We start from the raw sequence: 24,256 nt of genomic DNA, 5'->3' as shown, positions 1-24,256 counted from the left end.
GCCTACTCCCCGTCGCGGTCCAGCGGGCGGATCTGTGGATCGGGATCGCCGCGCTGGAGCCTGCGGCGGTTGTTCGTCCAGGTCTTCACCGCGCGTGCGGTGTACTCGGTCAGGGCCACGACCGTGACCACGTCGCTCAGCACTCTCAGCACGAGGTCGATGTCCGGCCCGAGCCGCCCGTCGGCCCCGTCCGTGCCGGCCTGCTCCTCGATGCTCAGTTTCCCCGTGGAGACGAGTTCCTGCAGCGACTCTTCCCGCTCCAGCCACGTCTTCAGGGCTCTGACGTCGTCCACGGTCGCGCCGGCGCCCAGCCGCACGCGTACGCCTAAGACAGCCACTTGGTCCCCCTCTGTCATGCTCGCCATCATGACACCGGGTCAGGCCTTGGCGGCAGACCTGTGACGCGACCCGTGCAAGCGATTGCGCGCCCCCTTCACGCCAGGCGCACACGGCGCACGCGTGTTCAGGGCTGGGTCTGCAACTGCCTCAACTGCCGCTGCACATGATCGAGCGCCCCCTCGCGCCGCCCGGGGACGCGTCCCCGCAACTCGGCGAGGGACGCGCCCAGTTCGCGGGCCCGCGTGGTGTCGCGGACCTGGCCCCACTGGTGGTGGGCCCGGTCCACGGCGGCCTCGACGGCGGGCGCGTCCGACGCCTGCCCGGCGTTCAGGCGGGCGGTGGCGATCGTCAGCCAGGTGCGGCAGCTGCGCGCCGCGTCCCCGGCGAACATCGCCAGGTCGGCCCGGACCTCGGCCCAGTGCAGGGCCTCCTCGGAGGCGGGCCCGTGCGCGGCGACGGCGGCCTGCTGGTGCCGGGCGGCGAGCGCGTCGGCGTCGGAGTGGCGGCCGGCCTGGACGGCGGCGGTGATGACGGCGTGCGGATCCCCGGCCGCCGGGCCCGGTGTGCTCACCACGAGGTCGGCGCCCGCGCTCTCGGGCGCGATCCGGGCCAGGGCCTGCTGGTGCAACTGCTCCGCCGGCGGCCGGAACCCGCTGCGCAGGATCGTCGCGACGGCCTTCATGTACGCCGGTGCCGCGACCGTGCGCCGGGACGGCGGCGGCGCGATCCGCCCGTGCACGGCGTTGCCCCGGCCCGAGTCCAGGGGCGTGGTCCGCAGCAGCTCCCAGGTCTCGGCGTCCGCGTGCAGGTCGAGCAGGAGGGTCGTGGCCCCGGCGGGTCTCAGCCGCAGTTCCTCCCGGAACCAGTGCCAGGGGAAGGCCGTGTAGCGGGCGGTGGAGGGGGTGGTGCGGGCCAGCGCCAGGTGGGGCAGGCGCTGGCGGCGGTCGAGCTGGAGCTGCCCGGTGACGTACACGGTGAGCGGTCCGGGGGCCGCGGCGGCGGCCCGCAGCCGGGTGAGGACGGCCTGTGGTTCCAGCGGGTCGGCGAGTTCGACGACGTTCGCGGTGTCCGTACCGGCCAGCACGGCGGGCGGCACGGCGGCCAGGACGGGGAGCACGGAGGCGGCGTCCACCAGGCGCCCCTTGCCCACCGGTGAGGCCGCCAGCAGCAGCACGGTTCCGGGCATCGCCCCTCCCCCTGTGTCGATCACGTACGTCAGCACCGTAACCGCTGCGGCTGCGAAGGTGAGCCCCAGGACCGCAAACGCCCGCCTTCGGGTGCTTCGCCCCTCTCGTCGCGGTGTGCGGCGCTCCGCCGACTTGCCCGCGCTCGCGCGGCGGTGTGCCCTGGAGGCGGGGGCAGGGAGAGAGAGGAGAGCTCTCATGGCTCATGCGGCACCCGCCTCACGCGGGGCGACCGGGCAGCGGCGCAGGCCCGATGTGTTCGGCGCGCGGACCCATGCCGCCGCGAAGGTCGCGCTGCCCGTCGTCCTCGGGCTGGTCTACGGCTACTGGGCCGCCGCCAACCGGCGCGACTCCGGGCCCATCACGGGCTGGAACCTGCTGTTCGGCTTCCTCGCGGCGCTCGTGTTCGCCGTGGTGTTCGCCGCCCTGTGGGAAATGGCCCCGAGGCTCGGGCGCGAGCTGCACGCGCTGGTCTGGTTCGTGTTCACGGGCTGCGCGGTCGGTTTCCTCATCAGCCAGTCCGACGAGTCGGTGCTCAAGTCGGCCGGGCTGGGGGTGGTGGTCGGCGCCGGCGTCCTCCTGACGCTGTTCTACCGCTACTACACCCGCGAGGACGCCACCGGCCACCGCGTCGACTGATCCGGTGCCGGTCCGGGCTTCCCCGGCGCCCGTCCGGCTCGACCTGTGGGGCCGAATGCAGTCATCCGGCTCGCGGGCCGGGCCCGGTGCGCCTTGCGTGGAGGGGTGTCCGAGCGCGACCGGGCGCCCGTACCCGAGAAGGCGCCCCCACGACCGCGGAACGTCCTGTCGGCCGTTCTGCTGGCCCTCGCGTGCCTGCTGCTGCCGTTCGGGGCGCTGGCGTCCTGGGCGGCGCACGGGCTGACCGACACCGGCCGCTACGTCCGTACGATGGCGCCGCTCGCCGCCGACCCGGCCGTGCGGCGCGCGGTGGCGGACGCCGTCGGGGACGGGCTCCTGCGGGAAGTCGGACACAGGTTCGACGCCGGCCCGCCGCCCGGCGCGGCCGAACCCTTCGTGCGTGACGCGCTGCGGTCGTTCACCCGGACCGAGGCGTACCGCACGGGCTGGGACGCGTCGAACCGGGCCGTCCACGCCGCCGTGCTGCGCGCCCTGCGCGAGGACGCCGCGCGCCGGGGCCCGGTCACCGTCGACATCGCCCCGGTCGTCAGCCGGGTCAGGCACCGCCTCTCCGCCGACCACGTGCCGTTCGCCCACCGCATCCCGGTCCCGCACCTGCGCGTCCCGGTGCTCCCGGCCGCGGACGCGGACCGACTGCGCAAGGGGTTCCACGTGCTGGACACCGCCGCCTTCTGGCTGCCGCTCGCCGTCGCCGTCCTCGCCGCCACCGGGATCGCCGTCGCCGCCTGCCGCCGCCGCGCGGTCACCGCCCTCGGCCTCGGCACCGCCCTGGGCGGCGCGCTGCTGGTGCTCGCCGTGGCGATCGGCCGCCGCCTCACCCTCGCCGACCTGCACGACGCCCCGCACCGCCCGGCGGCGGGCGCGGTCTACGACGCCCTCACCGCCACGCTGCGTTCGATGTCCTGGCTGCTGTGCGCCCTGGGCCTCGCGGTGGCGCTCGGCGCGTGGCTCACGGGACGGTACGGTCCCCGGCTCGCCGCGCGGCGACGTGCGCGAGGGTCCGCAGGGCCCGGCGCAGATCCGGCTCCGGAGCCGACGCGAGCCCGAGCCTGACCGCGTCGGGCGTGTGGCCGGGGGAGACGGCGAACGCGGGGCCGGGCGTGACGGCGATGCCGTGCGCGGCGGCCGCGGCCGTGAAGGTGTCCGCGCGCCAGGGGGCGGGCAGCTCCCACCAGGCGAAGTAGGCGTGCGGGTCGGACCGTACGGCGAAGCCCGCGAGTTCCTCGGCGAGGATCCGCTGGCGCCGGGCCGCGTCGGCCCGCTTGGCCTCCACCAGCCGCGCCACCGTCCCCTCCGCGGCCCACCGCACGGCTGCCTCCAGCGCGAACCGCCCCGCGCTCCACCCGCCCGAGCGCACCGCGTCGGCCACGGCGGCGACCCGGTGCGGCGGCACGACGAGGAAGCCGGCCGTGAGCCCGGGGGCGACCCGCTTGGAGAGGCCGTCCACGACATGGGTGAGGGCCGGGGCGTGCACGGCGAAGGGATCGCCGGGGGCGTGGAGGAAGGACCAGATGCGGTCCTCCACCACGGGCAGGTCCAAGTCGTGTACCAGCCCGGCGAGTTGCAGCAGCCGGGTGCGGCCCGTCGTCAGGGACGTCGGGTTGTGCAGCGTCGGCTGCACGTAGAGGGCGGACAGCCGCGCCGACCGGTGCGCGGCGGCGACGGCCTCCGGGAGCAGCCCGGCCGCGTCACCCGCCAGCGGCACCAGGGTGATGCCCAGCCGGGCCGCGATCTCCTTGACCAGCGGATACGTCAGCTGCTCCACGCCGACCCGGCCGCCCGGCCGGACCAGGGAGGCCAGCACGGCGGCGATGGCCTGGCGGGCGTTGCCGGTGAACAGCAGCCGCTCCGGGCCGGGGCGCCAGCCCGGGGTGGCGAGGAGGGCGGCCGCGGCCTCCCGGGCGGCCGCGGTGCCGGTGGCGGCCGCCGGCAGCAGGGCCTCGGCCAGCACGTCGGGGCGCAGCAGCGGCGCGAGCACGGGGGCGAGCAGCTCCGGCTGGCCGGGCGCGGACGGGTAGGTGAGCTCCAGGTTGACGGGCACGGCGCCCGGACGGGCCTCGATGAGCGCCCGCCCCGCCGGCCCGGCCGGAGCGGCCCGCACGAACGTGCCGCGCCCGACCTCGCCGACGACCAGCCCGCGCCGCACCAGTTCCGCGTACACCCGCCCGGCCGTCGACGGGGCGATGCCCCGGCGCCGGGCGAACGCCCGCTGCGGAGGCAGCCGTTGCCCGGGCTTGAGCCGCCCGCCGGCGATGTCTTCGGCGATGCGGTCGGCGATGCGCCGGTAGTCCCGCCGGTAGTCACCCATCGATCGGCCTCCCCCTTGGATTGCACCGAGAGCAAAGATCTTATTGCACCGAGTAGTTGGGCCCCCTAGGGTCGACGTCATGGCACCCTTCCTCGCATACGAGGACAAAGGCCCCGTCTCACCCCGGCAGCCGGTTGTCCCTCTGGTTCCCCTGGTCCTCGTCCACGGCCACCCCTTCGACCGCACGATGTGGACCCCGCAGCTCCGGACGTTCTCGGCGGACCGCCGCGTCATCGCCCCCGACCTGCGCGGCTACGGCGCCTCCCCGGCCACCCCGGCCGTCACGGACTTCTCCGGGTTCGCCCGGGACATCGAGACCCTGCTGGACGAGCTGGAGGTGGAGTCCTGCGTGCTGGCGGGCCTGTCGATGGGCGGCCAGATCGTCATGGACTGCTACCGCCTCTTCCCCGAGCGCGTCCGCGGCCTGGTCCTCGCGGACACCTTCCCCTCCGCCGAGACCCCTCAGGGCGTCCGCACCCGCGACGCCATGGCCGACCGCCTCCTCGCGGAGGGCATGCGCGGCTACGCCGACGAGGTCCTGGAGCGGATGGTCGCCCCGTACGCCCCGGCCGAGGTCAAGGCGCACGTCCACCGCATGATGACGGCCACCTCCCCCGAGGGCGCCGCCGCGGCCCTGCGCGCCCGCGCCCGCCGCCCCGACTACGGCGCCCTGCTCACCCGCGTCACCGTCCCGGCCCTGGTCGTCGTCGGAGCCGACGACACCTTCACACCGGTCTCCGACGCCCGGGCCATGCACGCGGCCCTCCCGGACGCGGCCCTGCACGTCATCGAGGGCACCGCCCACATGCCGAACCTGGAACGCCCGGCGGAGTTCGACCGGGCACTGGCGGACTTCCTGGCCCGCGTCGACGAGCGGCAACCTTCCCCCGCCCCGCCCCGTCTTTGAGGGAGGATTCGGGCATCGCACCCCGTGAACGGAGGGCCGGGCCTTGGACACCGCCGCTGCCGAGTGGACCGCCACCGCCGACGGGCCGGAGCACCGGCCCCCCGGACGGCGGCTCGGCGCCTGGTGCGCGGGTCTGCTGCTCGCCGGGGTGAGCCTGATCGTCGGCTTCCGGACCGCCGGCAGCGACGGCGTCACCCCCGTCCCGCAGGTCCTCGCCTTCCTCCCCTGGCTGCTCGCGCCCACGGCCCTGGCGCTGCTGCTCACCCTGCTGTCCCGCTGGTGGCTCGGGACGCTCTGGGGAGTCGTCGTGCTCGGCCTGCTGGCCTGGTTCATCGAGCCGTACGGCAAGACCGGGGATCCCGCGGGCCGCCCCGTCGCCGAGCTGCGCGTGCTGACCTCGAACGTCGAGTTCGGCCAGGGCACCGGCTCCCTGGTCGCCGCCGTCCGCCGCGAGAAACCGGATTTCGTCTTCGTACAGGAGTGCGAGTACACGTGCGACGCCCGGCTGAAGGCGGACCTGTCCCGGGACTACCCGCACCGCAGCGCCGTCGAGGGCGGCGGCTCCGAAGGCTCCGTCATCCTCAGCCGCCACCCGCTCCGCCCCACGGAGGGCGTGCGCGCCACGATGGGCATGCCCGGCGCGATCGCCGACGTGGACGGGCACCCCGTACGGCTCCAGCTCGCCCACCCCATGCCCCCGCTGCCCGGCCAGGTGGACCTCTGGAACAGGGAGCTCGACGCCGTGCGCGACGCGGCCGCCACCGACCGCGGCACCCCCCTGGTCCTGGCCGGCGACTTCAACGCCTCCCAGGACCACGCCGCCTTCCGCCGCATCCTCGACACCGGCCTGTACGACGCCGCCCGCCTGGACGGCGCCGACCGCACGGCCACCTGGCCGGCCCCGACCGCCCCGACCTTCGGCACACAGATCGACCACGTGCTGGTGTCCGAGGAGTTCGCGGCCGACCGCACCCGCGTCCTGGACCTGGCCGACACGGACCACCGGGCCGTGGTCACGGACCTCACGCTGCACGACGGCGGATAGGGGACGCCCGGCGGACGCCCCCTGTCACCGCGGTGCGGCCCGCTCAGCAGCCGATGTCGCCCCCGTCGGCACGCCACACGGCCACGACAGCCGGCCGGACGTAGGTGCCGGGCCCGTCGGGCCAGGTGCTCGCCGGCTTCTCCACGGACGCGCCGTCGATCTCGCCCGGGTGCTGCACGGCGACCAGGACACGCCGCTCCTGGATGATCGGACCGCAGGTCTCGGCGCCCTTCGGCACGGTCAGGAACTGCTTCAGCTCACCGCGCCGCTCACCCCGGGTCGCCACGCCGAACAGGCCGTCGTGCGAGCCGAGCTGGGCGCCGTCGGTGGAGATCCACAGGTTGCCGTAGGGGTCGAAGGCGACGTTGTCCGGGCAGGAGATCGGGCTGACGCCGTCCTTCGGGAACCCGGCGAAGTAGGTCGCCGGGTCGTCCGGGTCACCGGCGACCAGGAACAGCGACCAGGCGAACTTGGTGCTCTCGGGCCGGTTCCACCGCTCGGTGAGCTCCAGCACGTGCCCGTGCTTGTTGGCGTTGCGCGGGTTGGCCTCGTCCGCCTTGGCGTTGGAGCCGACACCCCGGTTGGAGTTGTTGGTCAGGGCGACGTACACCTTGCCGGTCACCGGATTGGGCTCGATGTCCTCGGGCCGGTCCATCTTGGTGGCGCCCACCTTGTCACCGGCGAGCCGCGTGAAGACGAACACCTCCTCGGCGCTCATGCCCTCCACATGCGAGACGGCACCGTCGGCGGTGGCGGTGGCCAGCGGAATCCACTCACCGCTGCCGTCGAACTCACCGTCGCTCGGCAGCTTGCCCGTGCCGTCGATCTCGATGGCCGGGGAGTCGCCGGTGAGCTTGGCGACGTACAGCGTGCCCTCGTCGAGCAGCGACAGGTTGTGCTCGCGCACGGCCCGGGAGGTCCCGCGCTTCATCCGCTTGCTGCTGACGAACTTGTAGAAGTAGTCGAACCGCTCGTCGTCACCGGTGTACACGACGGGCCGCCCGTCCGCCGTCATCCTGATGTTCGCCGCCTCGTGCTTGAACCGCCCGAGCGCGGTGTGCTTGCGGGGCGTGGAGGCGGGGTCGTACGGGTCGAACTCCACGACGTACCCGAACCGGTGCACCTCGTTCGGCTCCTGGGCGACGTCGAACCGCTTGTCGAACCTCTCCCACTTCCGCTCGCTGGCCCCGGTCCCGATGCCGTACCGCTTGTCGGTCGCCCGGCCGCTGTTGGCGAAGTACTGGTTGAAGTTCTCCTCGCCGTGCAGGGTCGTGCCCCACGGGGTGACGCCACCGGAGCAGTTGTTGAGGGTGCCGAGCACCTTGGTGCCGCTCGGGTCGGCGGAGGTCTTCACGAGGTCGGACCCGGCGACGGGCCCGGTGAGCCGGAACTCGGTGGTGGCGGTGACGCGCCGGTTGAGCTGGTGCCGCGGAACGGCCGTGAGCTTCCCGCTCCTGCGGTCCTCCTCCACGACGACGGCGGACAGCCCGTGCGCGGCCCAGGCGATCTCGACCTGCTCGCGGGTCGGGTTGGCGGCGTCGTACCCGCGGAACATCAGGATCTCGTCGGTGTACTCATGGTTGGCGACAAGCAGCTGCCGTCCGCGCTCGCCCGGCAGCGGCAGGAGGGCGAGAAAGTCACAGTTGTACCCGAACTGCCCGGCCTGCGCCTTGGCGCTCTGCCGCTCCGGGTCGAAGGCGGGAGCGCCGCGCAGGATCGGCTCGCCCCAGCGGATGACGACGTTCTGCCGGTACCCCTCCGGCACGGTCACGGCGTCGGCGGTGTTCGGCGCGACAGGCGCGAAGCGCAGGCCGCGCGCGCCCTTCGCCTTGCCCCGGGCGGCCTCACGGGCGGCGTCGGCCGGCACGCCGGTCGGCACGGCACCGGCCTGCGGCGCCTGCGCGACACCCACGGCCCCCGCGCCCGCGGCGGCGACGGTCACCACGGCGGCGGCGCGCATCATCGAACGGCGGCTGAGGGCCCCGGCGATCACGTCACCGACGTACTCGTTGGAGCTGGTGTTGGGCACCTCGTGGAAGCAGGCGTCACCACACCGGAAACGACAGGTCAGGGCGGACCGGCCGCCGGGATGCGAACCGGACGGCGTTCCGATCAACGGCAGCAGCTTTCGCACTTTGCTCTCTCCTTGGATGCCCATGGTGTCAGCGTGACCGTAGGGGCACATACGTGCGGGAGCCGGGCGCCCGGATGAACAACGAGTGAACCCACAGCAGCCGTACGGGGGTTGCGGCGATTCAGCGTGGCGACACCTGCGCGGGCCGGATGTGCCCCTTGACAGGGTGGATCCCGCACACCTGACCCTGCCCAAGATCGCGCAGGAGGGCCGCTAACCTTACGTGTCCGTCCTGGCCAGGGATTGACGGGCTTCAACTCACGCGAAGGGTTGCGCGCACATGGGCATTCTCACTCGGTTGCGGAACGCGTTCGGACGGTCCCGCAAGTCACGGACCGCCGAGGCGGAGGGTGCGGCGCAGACGACCACGGGGGCGGCGCCCGCACAGGAGCCGCCGGCGTCCCCCAGCACGGTCCCGTCCCAGCAGACCTCGACGCCCCCCACCACCCCGGACCCGAAGGTCCCGTCCCCCACCACCGAGCCGACGCCCACCCCTCGGCCACGGTCCCCGACCCCCGCCCGTCGTCCCCCGACGAACACGACCTCGTGGCAGCGGCCTTCGACAACGTGACAGTACCGAGGCCGTCGCGACCGGCGGAGGGGGAGAGGCCGGGGGAGTCGGCGGGTGCCGGGGAGTCGGCAGGTTCGGAGGAGCCCGCGGGTTCGGAGGAGCCGGCGGTTGTGGAGAAGCCCACGGGTTCGGGGGAGCCCGCCGCTGCGGAGAAGCCCGCGACTGCGGAGAAGCCCGCCGCTGCGGAGAAGCCCGCGACTGCGGAGAAGCCCGCCGCTGCGGAGAAGCCCGCGACTGCGGAGAAGCCCGCCGCTGCGGAGAAGCCCGCCGCTGCGGAGAAGCCCGCCGCTGCGGAGGACCCGGCGGGCACTGCGGAGCCGACCGTCGTGGAGCCCGTGACGCCGACGGCGGAAGCGGAGGGGGCGGCTACGGACGAGAAGCCGGTCGCCGAGCAGCCGAGTGCCGACGAGTCGGACGTCGTGGCGGAGCCGGTCGCCGAGAAGGCGAAGGCCGACGAGCCGGAGATCGCCGAGGAGCCGGTGGCGGACGAGCCGGCGGTGGCGGAGCCTGCGGAAGCCGGGCGCGCCGCCGAGACCCACACGATCGACGAGCCCGGGTCGTCGTCGGAGCCCGAGACCTCGGCGGCACAGCCCGAGGCCGCCCTGGAGGGCAAGGCGCAGCCCGAGCCCGAGGCCCAGCCAGAGGCGAAGGCTGCGGCCGAGACCGACGCACCGCTGGAGACGTCGAACCCCGCCCCGAAGGCGGAAGCCGAGCCCACCCCGGCCCAGCCGGAGCCGGAGCAGGCACCCGAGACCGAGCCGCAGCAGGAACAGACACCTGAAGCGGAGGCGGAGGCGGCCCCCACCGAGGAGCCGAAGGCCGACACGGAACCGGAAGCCGAGACCGACGCGGAGGCCACGCGGGACGCCCAAGCCACGCGGGACGCCGAGGCCACGACGGACGCAAAGGCCACGGCCGACGCAAAGGCCACAGCCGACCCCGAACCGTCGGCCACCCCCGAACCCGCAGCCGCCGACGGCGCCCAGCCCCCGCAGGGGCCACCCGCACCCGACAACGAAAGCAGCACGGGTGGTGCGGGTGGGAACAACAAGGCCGAAGGCGAAGCCGAGGCCGAGCCCCAGACCCCCAAGCCCGCCCTCACCCTCGCCCAGCTCAAGACCCACGCCCCCACCCTCGCCACCGCCTACCGCGCAGCCACCACCACCCTCAAGACCCACAACCTCACCGGCACCCGAGCCAAGGTCTACCTCGTCCTCGACCGCTCCGCGAGCATGCGCCCGTACTACAAGGACGGCTCCGCCCAGGCCCTCGCCGAGCAGACCCTCGCCCTCGCGGCCCACCTCGACCCCGAGGCCACCGTCCCGGTCGTCTTCTTCTCCACCGAACTCGACGGCACCGGCGAGATCACCCTCACCGACCACGAGAACAAGATCGACGACCTGCACGCCGGCCTCGGCCGCATGGGCCGCACCAGCTACCACGCGGCGGTCGAAGCAGTCCTCGCCCACCACGACAAGGAAGCCACCCCGGGCACCCCCGCCCTGGTGATCTTCCAGACCGACGGCGCCCCCGACGCCAAGACCCCCGCCACCCAGGCCCTCACGAACGCCGCCAAGACCCACCCCACCGTCTTCTTCTCCTTCGTCGCCTTCGGCGACCCGGAGAACAAGGCCTTCGACTACCTCCGCAAGCTCAAGACCCCCAACACGTCCCACTTCCTCGCGGGCGAAACCCCCCGAGAGCTCACGGACAAGCAGCTCTACGACGGCGTACTGGCGAACTGGCGCCCGTAGCCCCGCCCGGGGTGGACAGGACCGAAAGCCCTGTCCACCCCCCGAAACGCATGTGAGTCGATCTTCAGCGGGCCAGTAGGATTTCGACCATGGCGGCCACTGGATCCGAGAAGCAGGGGGCGAAGGCGTACTACGTCTCGACCCCCATCTACTACGTCAACGACGCTCCTCACCTGGGCCACGCCTATACGACCGTCGCAGGCGACGTGCTCACCCGCTGGCACCGTCAGCGCGGCGAGAAGGTGTGGTACCTCACCGGCACGGACGAGCACGGTCAGAAGATCATGCGCACGGCCGAGGCCAACGGGGTCACCCCCCAGGCGTGGGCCGACAAACTCGTCACCGAAGCGTGGAAGCCTCTCTGGGAACACCTGGAGATCGCGAACGACGACTTCATCCGCACCACGCAGAAGCGGCACACGGACCGCGTCCAGGAGTTCGTCCAGGACCTGTACGACAAGGGCGAGATCTACAAGGGCGGCTACGAGGGCCCGTACTGCGTCGGCTGCGAGGAGTACAAGCTGCCGGGTGAGCTGCTCGACGGCGAGGGCGATTTCGCAGGTCAGAAGCTCTGCCCGATCCACAAGAAGCCGGTCGAGATCCTCAGCGAGGAGAACTACTTCTTCAAGCTGAGCGAGTACGGCGAGAAGCTCCTCGCCCACTACGAGGCGAACCCCGGCTTCATCCAGCCCGAGTCCGCGCGCAACGAGGTGCTGAACTTCGTCCGCCAGGGCCTGCAGGACCTCTCCATCTCCCGCTCGACCTTCGACTGGGGCATCCCGATCCCCTGGGACGACAAGCACGTCATCTACGTGTGGGTCGACGCCCTGCTGAACTACGCCACGGCGGTCGGCTACAACGAGAACCAGGCCAAGTTCGAGGAGACCTTCCCGGCCGACGTCCACCTGGTCGGCAAGGACATCCTCCGCTTCCACGCGGTGATCTGGCCCGCGATGCTGATGGCGCAGGGCCTCCCGCTCCCCGGCAGGATCGCGGCCAACGGCTGGCTGATGGTCGGCGGCGAGAAGATGTCGAAGTCGAACCTGACCGGCATCAAGCCGCAGGACCTGACCTCGCACTTCGGAGTGGACGCGTACCGCTGGTACTTCCTGCGCGCGATCGCGTTCGGCCAGGACGGCTCCTTCTCCTGGGAGGACTTCTCGGCCCGCTACACCAGCGAGCTGGCGAACGACTACGGCAACCTGGCGTCCCGCGTCGCGGCGATGGTCGGCAAGTACTTCGGCGGCGAGCTGCCGGCGTCGACGGCCGACGGCGAGGCGGAGCAGGCGATCCACGACGGCCTGGCGAAGGCGGTCGCGGAGGCGGACCGCCGGATCGGCGACGACCTGGACTTCCAGGGCGGCATCCTCGCGGTCTTCGACTTCGTGAAGCAGGTCAACGGCTACATCACCGAGCAGGAGCCCTGGAAGGTCGCGAAGGACACGTCCGACGAGGGCAGGGCCCGCCTGGCCACGATCCTCTACACGGCCGCCGAGTCCCTCCGCGCCGTCGCGGTCCTCCTCAACCCGGTGATGCCGGAGACCTCCCAGAAGCTCTGGGACTCCCTCGGCGCGGAGGCCTCCCTCGGCGCCCTCGCGGACCAGAAGGTCCAGGAGGCCGGCACCTGGGGCAGGCTCCCCGCCGGCACGACGGTCACCAAGGGCGCGGTCCTCTTCCCGCGCCTGGAGGAGAAGCCGACCGCGTAACAGCGGTAACACGCTCGCTACAGCACGGGGCCCGGGAGAACGAGAAGCTTCTCCCGGGCCCCGCGCTTTGCGAAGATCCCCCTGAGGACGGCCACCCGGCCGCCGCACATCACCTGGGGGGTTTTCGTTCATGGCACTCTTCGGCAACGCGCACACCATCAACCCCGCCTCCGCCCAGCAGGACTACGCCCGCCTCCTCGGCCACGGCGAACAGGTCCACGCCGCGTTCCTCCTCATCCGCGACACCATCCTCTTCACCGACCGCCGCCTGATCCTGATCGACAAGCAGGGCATCACCGGCAAGAAGGTCGAGTACCACTCGGTCCCCTACCTCAGCATCACGCACTTCGCGGTGGAAACGGCCGGCACGTTCGACCTGGACGCCGAACTGAAGATCTGGATCTCCGGCACCCCCACCCCCATCGAAAAGACCTTCACCAAGGGCGTCGACATCTACGAGGTCCAGGCCATCCTGACCCAGTTCGTGGCGAGGTAGCCCCGCGCACCAGGCCGGGCGAAGCCACCGCGCCCGGCCGCCCCCACCGCACTGAACGTTTCTTCTGCTCTCGTCGCCGCTTGATCCCTTTACGTTCCCCCGTATGGTCACATCAGCCCACGAGGGAGTGCACCGCATCTTCCAGCAACGGCCCGAGGTCCTGAAACCCGTCTTCGATGTGCTGGGCGTCGCGTTACCCGAGAAGGCGACCGTGGACGCGATCACCCCCGACGTGACGGAGACCCGGCCGCTGGAACGCCGTATCGACACCCTCCTGCGCATCAGCACGTCCGACGGAGACGAGTTCCTGCTCGCCGTCGAGGCACAGGAGCGCCGGGATGCTCGTTCTCCCGGGCCCCGTGCTGTAGGTCCTGCGCGTCCTGGAGAAGCGCGGCATCCCCGTCCCCGAGAAACCCGTGACCGCATCACCTCCTGCACCGACCTCGACACCCTCACCCAGTGGTTCGACCGCTCCCTGACGGCCACCACGGCGGAGGATCTGTTCGTCGAGGAGTAGTGAGCGGACCGGAAAGCAGCTCGGGCCCGCCCCTCGCCAGGAGCGGGCCCTGAGGCGGCTCGGTCAGTGCGCCTCCTCCGCGATCGGCTTGCCGGTCGCAGTGGGCTGCCCGCTGATCCGCCCCCGGTTCGTATGCCGCACGAACGCCACCCCCACCACCGCCAGCACCGACGCCGCCGACAGCGTGTTGGTTTCCTATGGAGTTGACCAGCGCCAGTCCCGGCGCCGCGATCTTCAGATCCAGGCACGACTGGGCCATCGGCGAGGCCGAACCAGGGCGACCCGAGCGTCGCCAGGAACGTGCCGGTCACGGAGAGGACCAGGGCGATCGCCAGGTAGGGGCGCCGGTCGGGGGCCCGGTCCGTGAAGTGGCTCATCGTGTACATCGCGATCACCGCGCAGATCCACGGGATCGCCGACAGCAGCCCGATGCGGAAGGACGACAGCCCGCCGATCTCCTCCACCAGGCTCGGCAGCCAGAACGTGATCGCGTAGCCGGTGAGCGCCATCGCGAAGAAGACCGCGGTGAGTACGGCCACCTGCGGGTGGAGGATCAGCTTCCAGCGGGAGACGGACGGCGCCCGGTCCCGCGCCTCCTTGTCCCGGGCCACCGCCTCGCTCAGCGCGTCCTTCTCCTCCTGCGTGAGCCACTTCGCGTCCTGGATCCGGGAGACGAGGAAGAACCCGGCGATGAAGCCGACCAGGATGGAGAGGGCTCCCTCGAGGGCGAACATCCAGCGCCAGCCGGCGATGCCCCCGGCGCCATGCAGCTCCAGCAGCGCGCCCGTGATCGGGCCCCGGGGAAGAATCCGGCCTCCGCGACACCGAGCAGGAAGCGCAGGGCGTAGAACATCCACACCTTGTGGATGAAGCACATCGCCACGATCACGCGCCCCAGGTGATCATGATCCGGGTCAGCCGGATCCGCGCGCCGAACCGCTCCAGCCACATGTTGCTCGGTACCTCGAACAACGCGTAGCCGATGCAGAACAGGCCCGCGCCGAGCCCGTAGGCGGTGGCGCTCACCCCGACGTCGGCCCGCAGTTCGTCCTGGACGAAGCCCACGTTCGTCCGGTCCATCTGGTTGACCAGCAGCATCAGGACCAGGATCGGCAGCATGCGGCGCAGGAATTTGCCCACCGCGCGCTGCTCGGCCTCGGGTATGGATATCGCGGCGTCTGACATCGTTGTCCCCTGGGTCACACGCTACGGCCAGCGAAGTGGCCCGGAACCGACGCCGGTTCCGGGCCACTCACACGATGTGCGCCGTACGCCTACTTCGGCTGCGGCTTGCGCACCGACAGGTGCAGCTCCTTCAGCCGCGCCTCCTCCAGCTCCGTCGGCGCGCCCATCATCAGGTCCTGGGCGTTGCCGTTGAGCGGGAAGGCGATCGTCTCGCGGATGTTGGGCTCGTCCGCGAGGAGCATGACGATGCGGTCGACGCCGGGGGCGATGCCGCCGTGCGGCGGGGCGCCGAAGCGGAAGGCGCGCAGCATGCCGGCGAACTTCTCCTCGACCGTGTCGCGGTCGTAGCCGGCGATCTCGAAGGCCTTGAGCATGATCTCCGGCTCGTGGTTCCGGATCGCGCCGGAGGACAGCTCGACGCCGTTGCAGACGATGTCGTACTGCCAGCCGAGGATGTCCAGCGGGTCCTGGGTCTCCAGGGCCTCCAGACCGCCCTGCGGCATGGAGAAGGGGTTGTGCGAGAAGTCGATCGCGCCGGTCTCCTCGTCCTTCTCGTACATCGGGAAGTCGACGATCCAGCAGAACCGGAAGACGCCCTCCTCGAAGTGCCCGGCGCGCTTGGCGGCCTCCACCCGGACCGCGCCCATGATCTTGGAGACCTCGTCGAACTCGCCCGCGCCGAAGAACACCGCGTGACCGGGGGCCAGCGACAGGCGCTTGGTCAGCTCGGCGACGTTCTCCTCGGTGAGGAACTTCGCGATCGGGCCGGACAGCGAGCCGTCCTCGCCGACGCGGACCCAGGCCAGGCCCTTGGCGCCCTGCGAGACGGCGTAGTCGCCGAGCTGGTCGAAGAACTTGCGGGGCTGGCCCGAGACGTCCGGAACCGGCAGGGCGCGGACGTGCTTGCCGGCGAAGGCCTTGAACTCGGAGCCCTCGAAGATGTCGGTGATGTCGACGAGTTCGAGCTGGGCGCGCAGGTCGGGCTTGTCGGAGCCGTACTTCAGCATCGCCTCGCGGAACGGGATCCGCGGGAACGGCGAGGTGACGTGGCGGCCGCCGCCGAACTCCTCGAACAGCTCCGTCATCAGCTTCTCGACGGGCTGGAAGACGTCCTCCTGCTCGACGAAGCTCATCTCGATGTCGAGCTGGTAGAACTCGCCCGGCGAGCGGTCGGCGCGGGCGTCCTCGTCGCGGAAGCAGGGCGCGATCTGGAAGTAGCGGTCGAAGCCGGAGATCATCAGCAGCTGCTTGAACTGCTGGGGCGCCTGCGGGAGGGCGTAGAACTTGCCCGGGTGCAGGCGGGAGGGGACGACGAAGTCGCGGGCGCCCTCGGGGGAGGTCGCGGACAGGATCGGCGTCGCCATCTCGTTGAAGCCGAGGGCCGTCATCTTGTGGCGGATGGCGGAGATGACCGCCGTGCGCAGCATGATGTTGCGGTGCATGCGCTCGCGGCGCAGGTCGAGGAAGCGGTACTCCAGGCGCCGCTCCTCGTTGACGCCGTCCTCCGTGTTGATGGTGAAGGGCAGCGGCGCGGCGGCGCCGAGCAGCTCGACCTCGCCGACCTCGACCTCGACCTCACCGGTCGGCAGCTCGGGGTTGATGTTCTCGGCGCCCCGGGAGACGACCTTGCCGTCGACACGGACGGTCGACTCCTTGGACAGCTTGTCGAGGGCCTCGTAGGCGGGGGTGCCGGGACGGGCCACGAGCTGCGTGATGCCGTAGTGATCGCGCAGATCGATGAAGAGGATGCCGCCCAGGTCGCGCCGATTGTGCAGCCAGCCACTCAGCCGGACGTCGGTGCCGACGTCAGAGGAGCGGAGCTCGCCGCAGGTGTGGGACCTGTACCGATGCATCGTCGTTCATCCAGTCTTCGCTGATCGGGGTCTGTGTTTCACGTGAAACTGGTCCCCAGCGTACCGGGCAGGCGAAGATCGACTCGCCCGAGTTCTCCACAGGTGACGATCGAGCACGCTTCCGCTTTCGGTGGCAGCGTTCGAGCGCGTCTTCTTAAAGTAGGGCAATGCGCACTGGCGAGCCCCTGCCCGCCGTGGGGGAGGCCCTCGCCGCCCTCGCGACCGGCCTGTGGCACTGGGACACCGCCACCGGGCTGGTCACGGTCGACGCCGAGGCGGCACGGCTGCTCGGGCTGCCCGCCGAACAGGTCAGCCTCACCGAGGCCCAGGCCCGGGCCCGGCTGCACCCGGTCGACTGGAACGAGATCACCGGCGTGATCCAGCTCGCCGTCTCCGAGGGCACCCTCGCCGAGGTGCGGATCCGGATCATGGACGAGCAGGGCCGGGTCGTCCGGGTGGTACGCAGCCGCTCCAAGCCGTCGTTCGACCGGGCCCGCAAGGCGTACCGGCTGATCGGCACCCTCCAGGAGGTCACGGAGCCGACGCCGGGCACCCCGGCCGGGCGCAGCGCGGTCACCGGCGACTGGCGGCGCTCCCGGGAGGCGTTCCTGCTGGACGCGGGCCGGGCCCTGGCCGAGGCGCGCTCCACGCAGGAGGTCCTGCGGGTCACGGCCAACCTGTCGATGCCGGGGTTCTCGCCGGACGGGCTGGCGGTGTTCGGCGTGCAGGGCGACCGGCTGACGGTCATCGGCCACCACGGGCAGCAGCAGGGGGACGAGAACCCGTTCTCGGACATGCCGCTGGACACGGACTACCCGGCGGCCGAGGTGGCCCGGACCGGCCGCGCCGTGTACCTGTCCTCGGCCGAGCAGTACAAGGCCCGCTATCCGCTGACCTGGCCGCTCGCCGAGCGGTTCGGCCGCAAATCCTGGGCGTTCCTGCCGCTGACCGTGGCCGGCCGCACGATGGGCGCCTGGATGGCGGCCTTCGCCTACCCGGTCGCGTTCACGCCGGACGAGCGGTCCGTGCTGGCGACGGTGGCGCGGATGCTGGCCCAGGCGCTGACCCGGGCGGGCGTGGCCGAGAGCGAGCGCGCCCTGACCGACGGACTCCAGCGCACGATGCTGCCGAGGCTCGGCCCGCAGCGCATCCCGGGCATGAGCGTCGCCGCCCGCTACGTCCCCACCGGCGGCGGACTCCAGGTCGGCGGCGACTGGTACGACGTGATCCCGCTGCCCAGCGGGCGGTTCGCCCTGGTCATCGGGGACGTCCAGGGCCATGACGTACGGGCGGCGGGGCTGATGGGCCAGCTGCGGATCGCCCTGCGGGCCTACGCCTCGGAGGGGCACCGCCCGGACGCGGTACTGTCCCGCGCCTCGCGCTTCCTGCACGGCATCAGCGACGAGGACCCGGCCGACCCGCGCTTCGCGACCTGCGTGTACGTCGAGGTCGACCCGGCGACGGGGGTGCTGGACATCGCCCGCGCCGGGCACCCGGACCCGGCGATCCGGATGGCCGACGGCACGGTGCTGACGCGGCCGACGTCGGGCGGACTGCCGCTGGGCATCGACCCGGACGCCGACTACCCGACGACCCGGCTCGCCCTGGAAGCCGGCGAGACCATGCTGATCTGCACGGACGGCCTGATCGAGACGGGCGGCCACGACCTGGAGACCGGCTGGCGGCGGCTGCGGGCGATCCTGGAGGAGCACAAGGGCGATCTGGAGGAGCTCGCCGACGCGCTGGTGCAGGCCGTGCACGGGCCGTCGTCGCACCACACCACCGGCCCGCTGGCCGACCGCCGCGAGGACGACATCGCCATGCTGCTGCTGAGCCGGGACGGCGAGGGCTGCGGCTGCGGCGGGTCCTCGATCGTGCGGCCTCCGGTGCGGCGCTCGGTGCTGACGGTCGCGCAGGCCGAGCCCGAGCGGGTCGCGGTGTCCCGGCAGCAGCTGCGCGAACTGCTGCACGACTGGGCCTCGACGGACCAGGTCGACTCGGCGGTGCTGCTGCTGTCCGAGCTGCTGACGAACGTCCTGGTGCACACCGACTCCGACGCGCTGCTCGTCGCCGAGATCACCGGCGAGGTGGGCGACCGGCGGCTGCGGATCGAGGTCACCGACGCGGGCGACGACCTGCCGCACAAGCGCAGACCCGGGGAGCTGGCGTCCTCCGGCCGCGGCCTGGTGCTGATCGAACTGCTCGCGCACGCCTGGGGGGTGGACCCGCGGGGCGAGGGCAAGAGCATCTGGTTCGAGCTCTACGAGTCCATGAACGGCTCGGGCGACGGCCCCTGGTCGCCGTAGCGCCGCAGGGGTCAGGACTTCTCGGACGGCGACGGCCCCTGGTCGCCGTAGCGGAGGCGCAGCTCCTGGACGACCCCGAAGGCGGCCGCGGTGAGGGGCACGGCGAGCAGCATGCCGAGCACGCCGGCGACCGACGCCCCGGCCGTGATCGTCACCATCACCACCGCCGGGTGCATCTGCACGGTCCGGCTCTGGATCGCCGGCTGGAGCACGTGCCCTTCCAGCACCTGCACGGCGAGCACCACCCCGAGCGCCCACAGCGCGATGACGAACCCCCGGTCGGCGAGCGCGACCAGGACGGCCACGGCTCCCGAGACGAAGGCGCCGAGGTAGGGGATGTACGCCCCGACGAAGACGAGCGCCCCGAGCCCGGCCGCCCCGGGCACGTCGAGGACGAGCAGTCCGACCGTGATGCAGAGGGCGTCGATGAGGGCGATGAGGGTGGTGCCGCGCATGAACCCCTCGACGGCGTGGAACGCCCGCCGCGCCATGGCCTCCAGGGTGTCGGCGGAGCCGCGCGGGGCCAGCGCCCGCAGCGTCGCGGCGGCCTGGTCGGAGTCGCGCAGGAAGAAGAAGACGAGCAGCAGCGCGAGCACGGCCATGGCGAGGGACTCGCCGACCACGCTGACCCCGCTGATCACGCCGGAGGCGGCCGTACCGCCGAACTTGCCGAGCAGCTCGCGGGCGTTGGTGGCGATGTCGTCCAGTGAGGTCCCCGCGGCCCCGAAGTGGTCGGAGACGCCGCGCGCGGCCTGTTTGAGCGAGGCGACGATCTCGTCCCCCGTGTCGATGAGCGCGGCGACGACGATGTAGACGGCCCCGCCGACCACGGCGACGACGGCGACACAGGTGAGCCCGGCCGCGACCGACCGGTGCACCCCGGCCCGCACGAGCCGCCGGTGCAGCGGCCGGAGCAGTGCCGTCCCGAGCAGCGCGAGCAGCACGGGTACGACGGCGGTCCGGAACTCGTCGCACAGCCGGATGCCGACGTAGACGACTCCGGAGACGAGCAGGAGGAGCACGCACCAGGCGGCGAGACGCCGGAGGGGGTCCGGCAGGAGGGGCCCGGGGCCGGGGAGGGGCGGCTTGGAGACCTGCACGCCCCCAGCCGAACACGCCCCGGGCGGGCCGTCCCGTCAGGACGGCCCGCCCGGGTGACGGGGCGTCAGCCCCAAGGGCACAGCAGCACCAAGGGACGTCAGCCCCACCGGCCCGTCAGCCCCTGGGTGCGCGTCAGCCCTGGGTGCGCGTCAGCCCTGCGGGCCGCCCGCCGTCATGCCGTGCACCGCCGGGACCGTGCCCAGGCGGCCCTTCTGGAAGTCCTCGAAGGCCTGCATGAGTTCGTCCTTGGTGTTCATCACGAACGGGCCGTAGTGGGCCATCGGCTCGCGGATCGGCTGTCCGCCGAGCAGGACGACCTCCAGGTCCGGCGTGTGGGAGTCCTGCTTCTCGTCCGCGCGGACGGTCAGCGAGGAACCGGCGCCGAAGACGGCGGTCTGGCCCAGGTGGACCGGGCGCCGCTCGCTGCCGACGCTGCCGCGCCCGGCCAGCACGTACGCCAGGCCGTTGAAGTCCTCGCGCCACGGCAGGGTGATCTCCGCGCCCGGTGCCAGCGTCGCGTGGATCATCGTGATCGGCGTGTGCGTGATGCCGGGGCCCTGGTGCCCGTCCAGCTCACCGGCGATGACGCGGAGCAGCGCGCCGCCGTCGGGGGTGGTGAGCAGCTGGACCGAGCCGCCGCGGATGTCCTGGTAGCGGGGGGCCATCATCTTGTCCTTGGCCGGGAGGTTCACCCACAGCTGGAGGCCGTGGAAGAGCCCGCCGGACATGACGAGATGCTCCGGTGGGGCCTCGATGTGCAGCAGGCCCGAGCCCGCGGTCATCCACTGGGTGTCCCCGTTGGTGATGGTGCCGCCACCGCCGTTGGAGTCCTGGTGGTCGAAGATGCCGTCGATGATGTACGTGACGGTCTCGAAGCCGCGGTGCGGGTGCCAGGGCGTGCCCTTGGGCTCGCCCGGCGCGTACTCCACCTCGCCCATCTGGTCCATCATGATGAACGGGTCGAGGTGGCGGTAGTTGATCCCCGCGAAGGCCCGGCGCACCGGGAAGCCCTCGCCCTCGAAACCGCTCGGAGCGGTCGTGACGGCCAGCACGGGACGGGCCACGGCGTCGGCCGGCGCGGTCACGCGGGGCAGCGTCAACGGGTTCTCGACGGTCACTGCAGGCATGTCGGTTCCTCCTCGTGTACGCCCAGTTTAGTTGAGCATTGAACTTTCTGCCACCCCAAACAGAGAAAACCGGGAGGGCATTCCCAGCGGAGGAGGGGGCCAACCCCACAGCAGCCGGAAGGCCGGCACCCCGGGGGGCGCCGGCCTTCGTCCACCCTGGTCAGGCGACCAGCTCACGCTCCTCACTCCCGGCCCCGGAGGGCTCGGCGGCCTTGCGGTCCCGCATCACCAGCGTGGCGACGACGGCCGCGGCCAGGACACCGACCGCGCTGATCGTGAAGGTCGTCGACATCGAGGCGGTGAAGGCCTCCCGGGCCGCCCGCACCAGGCCCGCGTCCCCGCCGGCGACGGCGAGGGCCCCGCCGATGGACTCCCTGGCCTGCCCGGGGGCGCCGGCCGGCATCTCGTCCCGGTAGCCGCCGGAGAGCAGGGAGCCGAGGATCGCGATGCCGAGGGCGGTGCCGGACTGCTGGATGGTGTCGTTGAGGGCGGAGCCGACGCCCGCCTTCTCCTCCGGGATGGTGCCCATCAGCGCGGCCACCGCGGCCGGCATGGCCAGACCGGCACCGAGACCCAGGATCCCCAGCGCCACGGCCGGGACGGTGAAGCCGCTGTCGGCGGTGAGCGTGGTCAGCAGCCCGAAGGAGGCGGCCATCAGCAGCATCCCGCCGAGGATGACGAACCGGTTGCCGGCCTTCACGGCGAGCTGCGCCCCGGCCGCGTTGCCGGCCAGCGCGGCCACGGCCAGCGGCAGGAAGGCCAGGCCCGCCTTGACCGCCGACCAGCCGAGGACGAACTGCAGGTACTGGGTCAGGACCAGCAGCAGACCGGCGTTGCCGATCTGGACGAGGGCGAGGGAGAGCGAGCCGCCGCTGAAGTCGCGGTGCCGGAACAGGACCAGCGGGACCATCGGCGCGGAGGTGACGTTCTCCCAGACCACGAAGCCGGCCAGGGCGAGCACCGCGACGGCCAGGACCAGCAGGGAGCGGGTCTCGAAGGCGCCGTGCTGCGGGATCTCGATGATCCACCAGACCAGGGCCGTCATGCCCACCGCCGACAGCACCGCGCCCAGCGGGTCCGGCTTCTGCCAGGGCGCCTTCGACTCGGGCATCAGCAGCACACCGGCCAGCAGCGCCAGGGCGACGATCGGGACGTTGATCAGGAAGATCGCCTGCCAGGCGAAGTGGTCGATGAGCACCCCGCCCAGCACCGGGCTGCCGACCAGCCCCAGCATCGACACCGAGCCCCACGCCGCCATGGCCTTGGGCCGCTCGTCCTCGTCGAAGACGGTGATCAGGATCGACAGCGTCGACGGCATGATCAGCGCCCCGCCGACGCCCATCGCGATCCGCACGGCGATCAGCTCACCCGGACCGGAGCAGAACACCGCCCCCAGCGAGGCCGCCCCGAACAGCAGCAGGCCGATCAGCATCACCTTCCGGCGCCCGAACCGGTCCCCCAGGCTGCCCGAGGTCAGCAGCAGCCCGGCGAAGACCAGGACGTAGGAGTCGAGGATCCACTGGGTCTCCTGGGCGCTCGCCCCGATGTCCTCGGTCAGCGCGGGCACCGCGACCGTCAGCGCCATGTTGTCGACGACCAGGACCAGCGTGCTGAGACACAGCACGATCAGGATCCACCAGCGGCGTGGATTGCGAGCTTCCATGTCCTCTTCCCCTCCCGCGAACACCGTTCCTTCGATGCGAACACTGTACGCATGGCGGAACAGTGTGCGCAACCCTTGAGTTCTGTACGCTGATTGCGCACGCTGTTCGCACGCGGGGGTCATTCAGGAGGAGCGCCCATGAGCAGAAGCAAGGCGACGGAGAAGAACCCGATCCCGTCCGTATGGACCCGGGAGCAGCGCCGGACCGACCAGCCCGCGCTCAGCCGGGACGCGATCGTGCGCGAGGCGATCGCGATGCTCGACGCGGACGGCATCGAGGCACTCAGCATGCGCAAGCTCGGCGCCCGCCTGAACGCGGGCGCGACCTCGCTGTACCGGCACGTGGCCACGAAGGACGAGCTGATGGAGCTGGCGGTGGACGAGGTCGCCGCGGAGATCCACGTCCCGCCGGCCGACAGCCCGGACTGGCGCGCCGCGGTGACCGAGGCGGCCGGGTCCTTCCGTGCGACGGCCCTACGGCACCCCTGGCTGACCCTCGTCCTCGGCCAGGCCGGGCTCGCCTACCTCGGGCCCAACTACATGAGCTTCTCCGAGCGCCTCGCGGCCCTGTTCACCGCCGCCGGATTCCCCGAGCCGAGCCGGGCGATCGACGCCGTCTTCTCGTACGTCATCGGCATGAGCACGACCGAGGCCGCGTGGCTCACCACCGTGGCGCGCTCCGGTGAGTCGGAGGCGGAGTTCGTGGCGCGGCTGCTGCCCACGGCCCAGCAGGTCTCGGCCGGCTACGACCACCTGGCGGCCGCGGGGCCCGAGACCAGCGCGCAGGCCGCCGACCCCGCGAAGCTGCGCGACGACAAGTTCGCCTACGGCCTGGAGGTCGTCCTGGACGGCCTGGCGCTGCGCCTGCCGGGATGAAGGGGACTGGGCTCAGCCGCCGTACATCCGGCGCATCGCGAACTCGACCATCTGCTCCACGGCCTTCGCGTCGAACACCATCCGGTGCTCGCCCTCCATGTCGAGGACGAAGCCGTAGCCGGTGGGCAGCAGGTCCAGCACCTCGGCGCCGGTGATCACGAAGTACTTGGACTCCTTGCCCGCGTACCGGCGCAGCTCCTTGAGCGTGGTGAACATGGGGATCACCGGCTGCTGGGTGTTGTGCAGGGCGAGGAAGCCGGGGTTGTCGCCGCGCGGGCAGTAGACCTTCGACGTCGCGAAGACCTGCTGGAAGTCCTCGGCGGCCATCTGCCCGGTGGTGAACGCGCGCACCGCGTCCGCGAGCGAGGGCGGGGACGGCTCGGGGTACAGCGGCGGCTGCTGCCCGTACCCGCCGGACATCGGCTGCTGCGGAGGGGCGTACTGCTGCTGCGCGCCCGCTGTCTGGTCGTAGCCGTACATGAGCGCAAGCGTACCGAGAGCGGCCGGGCGGGCGGTGCGGTACG

The 24,256-nt window shown here is 72.1% G+C and carries 20 protein-coding genes and 1 pseudogene; 10 read left to right on the top strand and 11 right to left on the bottom strand.

The window, feature by feature from the left end:
- Positions 1-2: 2 nt before the first annotated feature.
- Positions 3-338, bottom strand: a complete 336-nt coding sequence (locus C1703_RS20350) for a hypothetical protein (protein WP_232840540.1) — start codon at positions 336-338, stop codon at positions 3-5.
- A 125-nt stretch (positions 339-463) separates the two neighbouring features.
- Positions 464-1,525 (bottom strand): hypothetical protein, encoded by a 1,062-nt coding sequence (locus C1703_RS20345; RefSeq protein WP_114254219.1) that lies wholly within the window; start codon positions 1,523-1,525, stop codon positions 464-466.
- A 196-nt stretch (positions 1,526-1,721) separates the two neighbouring features.
- On the opposite strand from C1703_RS20345, the gene C1703_RS20340 reads away from it, so the two are divergent.
- Both C1703_RS20340 and C1703_RS20335 read left to right on the top strand, forming a co-directional pair.
- The gene (locus tag C1703_RS20340; RefSeq protein ID WP_114254218.1) at positions 1,722-2,162 is read left to right on the top strand and encodes a hypothetical protein; all 441 of its coding nucleotides are present in this window, start codon (positions 1,722-1,724) and stop codon (positions 2,160-2,162) included.
- A 105-nt stretch (positions 2,163-2,267) separates the two neighbouring features.
- A complete protein-coding gene (locus C1703_RS20335) occupies positions 2,268-3,236 on the top strand; it encodes a hypothetical protein (RefSeq protein ID WP_198678225.1) in 969 nt (322 codons plus the stop codon).
- Here C1703_RS20335 and C1703_RS20330 read toward each other — a convergent pair.
- A complete protein-coding gene (locus C1703_RS20330; protein WP_114254217.1) occupies positions 3,133-4,491 on the bottom strand; it encodes a PLP-dependent aminotransferase family protein in 1,359 nt (452 codons plus the stop codon). The two genes, C1703_RS20335 and C1703_RS20330, sit on opposite strands and share 104 nt — an antisense overlap.
- A 79-nt stretch (positions 4,492-4,570) precedes the next feature.
- On the opposite strand from C1703_RS20330, the gene C1703_RS20325 reads away from it, so the two are divergent.
- A complete protein-coding gene (locus tag C1703_RS20325; protein ID WP_114254216.1) occupies positions 4,571-5,398 on the top strand; it encodes an alpha/beta hydrolase in 828 nt (275 codons plus the stop codon).
- Positions 5,399-5,441: 43 nt separating this feature from the next.
- Positions 5,442-6,443, top strand: a complete 1,002-nt coding sequence (locus C1703_RS20320; RefSeq protein WP_114254215.1) for an endonuclease/exonuclease/phosphatase family protein — start codon at positions 5,442-5,444, stop codon at positions 6,441-6,443.
- A 43-nt stretch (positions 6,444-6,486) separates the two neighbouring features.
- On the opposite strand, the gene C1703_RS20315 is transcribed toward C1703_RS20320, so the two are convergent.
- Positions 6,487-8,577 (bottom strand): PhoX family protein, encoded by a 2,091-nt coding sequence (locus C1703_RS20315; RefSeq protein WP_114254214.1) that lies wholly within the window; start codon positions 8,575-8,577, stop codon positions 6,487-6,489.
- A 681-nt stretch (positions 8,578-9,258) separates the two neighbouring features.
- Between C1703_RS20315 and C1703_RS20310 the strand changes: the two genes are divergently transcribed.
- From C1703_RS20310 to C1703_RS39770, 4 genes are all read left to right on the top strand, one after another.
- A complete protein-coding gene (locus C1703_RS20310) occupies positions 9,259-10,902 on the top strand; it encodes a VWA domain-containing protein (protein WP_232840539.1) in 1,644 nt (547 codons plus the stop codon).
- Between the two features lie 89 nt (positions 10,903-10,991).
- Positions 10,992-12,608, top strand: coding sequence for a methionine--tRNA ligase (metG, locus tag C1703_RS20305; RefSeq protein ID WP_114254213.1), 1,617 nt, complete (start codon positions 10,992-10,994; stop codon positions 12,606-12,608).
- A 130-nt stretch (positions 12,609-12,738) separates the two neighbouring features.
- Complete coding sequence (locus C1703_RS20300) at positions 12,739-13,104, top strand: PH domain-containing protein (RefSeq protein ID WP_114254212.1); 366 nt, start codon at positions 12,739-12,741, stop codon at positions 13,102-13,104.
- Positions 13,105-13,207: 103 nt separating this feature from the next.
- Positions 13,208-13,621, top strand: a complete 414-nt coding sequence (locus tag C1703_RS39770; protein ID WP_232840538.1) for a hypothetical protein — start codon at positions 13,208-13,210, stop codon at positions 13,619-13,621.
- Between the two features lie 335 nt (positions 13,622-13,956).
- On the opposite strand, the pseudogene C1703_RS39765 reads toward C1703_RS39770, so the two are convergent.
- The 3 genes and pseudogenes from C1703_RS39765 to aspS all read right to left on the bottom strand — a co-directional run.
- Positions 13,957-14,355: pseudogene (locus C1703_RS39765) on the bottom strand (MFS transporter); the annotation flags it as partial.
- 151 nt (positions 14,356-14,506) lie between these two features.
- The gene (locus C1703_RS39760) at positions 14,507-14,806 is read right to left on the bottom strand and encodes an MFS transporter (protein WP_232840537.1); all 300 of its coding nucleotides are present in this window, start codon (positions 14,804-14,806) and stop codon (positions 14,507-14,509) included.
- A gap of 89 nt (positions 14,807-14,895) precedes the next feature.
- Positions 14,896-16,659, bottom strand: coding sequence for an aspartate--tRNA ligase (aspS, locus tag C1703_RS20285; protein ID WP_114254211.1), 1,764 nt, complete (start codon positions 16,657-16,659; stop codon positions 14,896-14,898).
- A gap of 167 nt (positions 16,660-16,826) precedes the next feature.
- Between aspS and C1703_RS20280 the strand changes: the two genes are divergently transcribed.
- Positions 16,827-18,965: a SpoIIE family protein phosphatase gene (locus tag C1703_RS20280; RefSeq protein WP_114254210.1), complete on the top strand. Its 2,139-nt coding sequence runs from the start codon at positions 16,827-16,829 to the stop codon at positions 18,963-18,965.
- An 11-nt stretch (positions 18,966-18,976) separates the two neighbouring features.
- Here the strand turns inward: C1703_RS20280 and C1703_RS20275 are convergent, their stop codons facing one another.
- The 3 genes from C1703_RS20275 to C1703_RS20265 all read right to left on the bottom strand — a co-directional run bounded on the left by C1703_RS20275 (position 18,977) and on the right by C1703_RS20265 (position 22,856).
- Positions 18,977-20,065 carry an AI-2E family transporter gene (locus C1703_RS20275; RefSeq protein ID WP_114254209.1) on the bottom strand — a complete coding sequence of 363 codons (1,089 nt, stop codon included), beginning with the start codon at positions 20,063-20,065 and terminating at the stop codon, positions 18,977-18,979.
- A gap of 150 nt (positions 20,066-20,215) precedes the next feature.
- Positions 20,216-21,193 carry a pirin family protein gene (locus C1703_RS20270; protein ID WP_114254208.1) on the bottom strand — a complete coding sequence of 326 codons (978 nt, stop codon included), beginning with the start codon at positions 21,191-21,193 and terminating at the stop codon, positions 20,216-20,218.
- A gap of 160 nt (positions 21,194-21,353) precedes the next feature.
- Positions 21,354-22,856 (bottom strand): MFS transporter, encoded by a 1,503-nt coding sequence (locus C1703_RS20265; protein ID WP_114254207.1) that lies wholly within the window; start codon positions 22,854-22,856, stop codon positions 21,354-21,356.
- 138 nt (positions 22,857-22,994) lie between these two features.
- Between C1703_RS20265 and C1703_RS20260 the strand changes: the two genes are divergently transcribed.
- Positions 22,995-23,732 (top strand): TetR/AcrR family transcriptional regulator C-terminal domain-containing protein, encoded by a 738-nt coding sequence (locus tag C1703_RS20260; RefSeq protein WP_114254206.1) that lies wholly within the window; start codon positions 22,995-22,997, stop codon positions 23,730-23,732.
- A gap of 12 nt (positions 23,733-23,744) precedes the next feature.
- On the opposite strand, the gene C1703_RS20255 is transcribed toward C1703_RS20260, so the two are convergent.
- Positions 23,745-24,212, bottom strand: a complete 468-nt coding sequence (locus tag C1703_RS20255; protein WP_114254205.1) for an SseB family protein — start codon at positions 24,210-24,212, stop codon at positions 23,745-23,747.
- Between the last annotated feature and the right edge of the window lie 44 nt (positions 24,213-24,256).

Source organism: Streptomyces sp. Go-475, assembly GCF_003330845.1.
In the GTDB taxonomy this organism is placed as follows: Bacteria; Actinomycetota; Actinomycetes; order Streptomycetales; family Streptomycetaceae; genus Streptomyces.
Note: the sequence above shows the minus strand (reverse complement) of the source record. Positions and strands in the feature narration are given on the sequence as shown.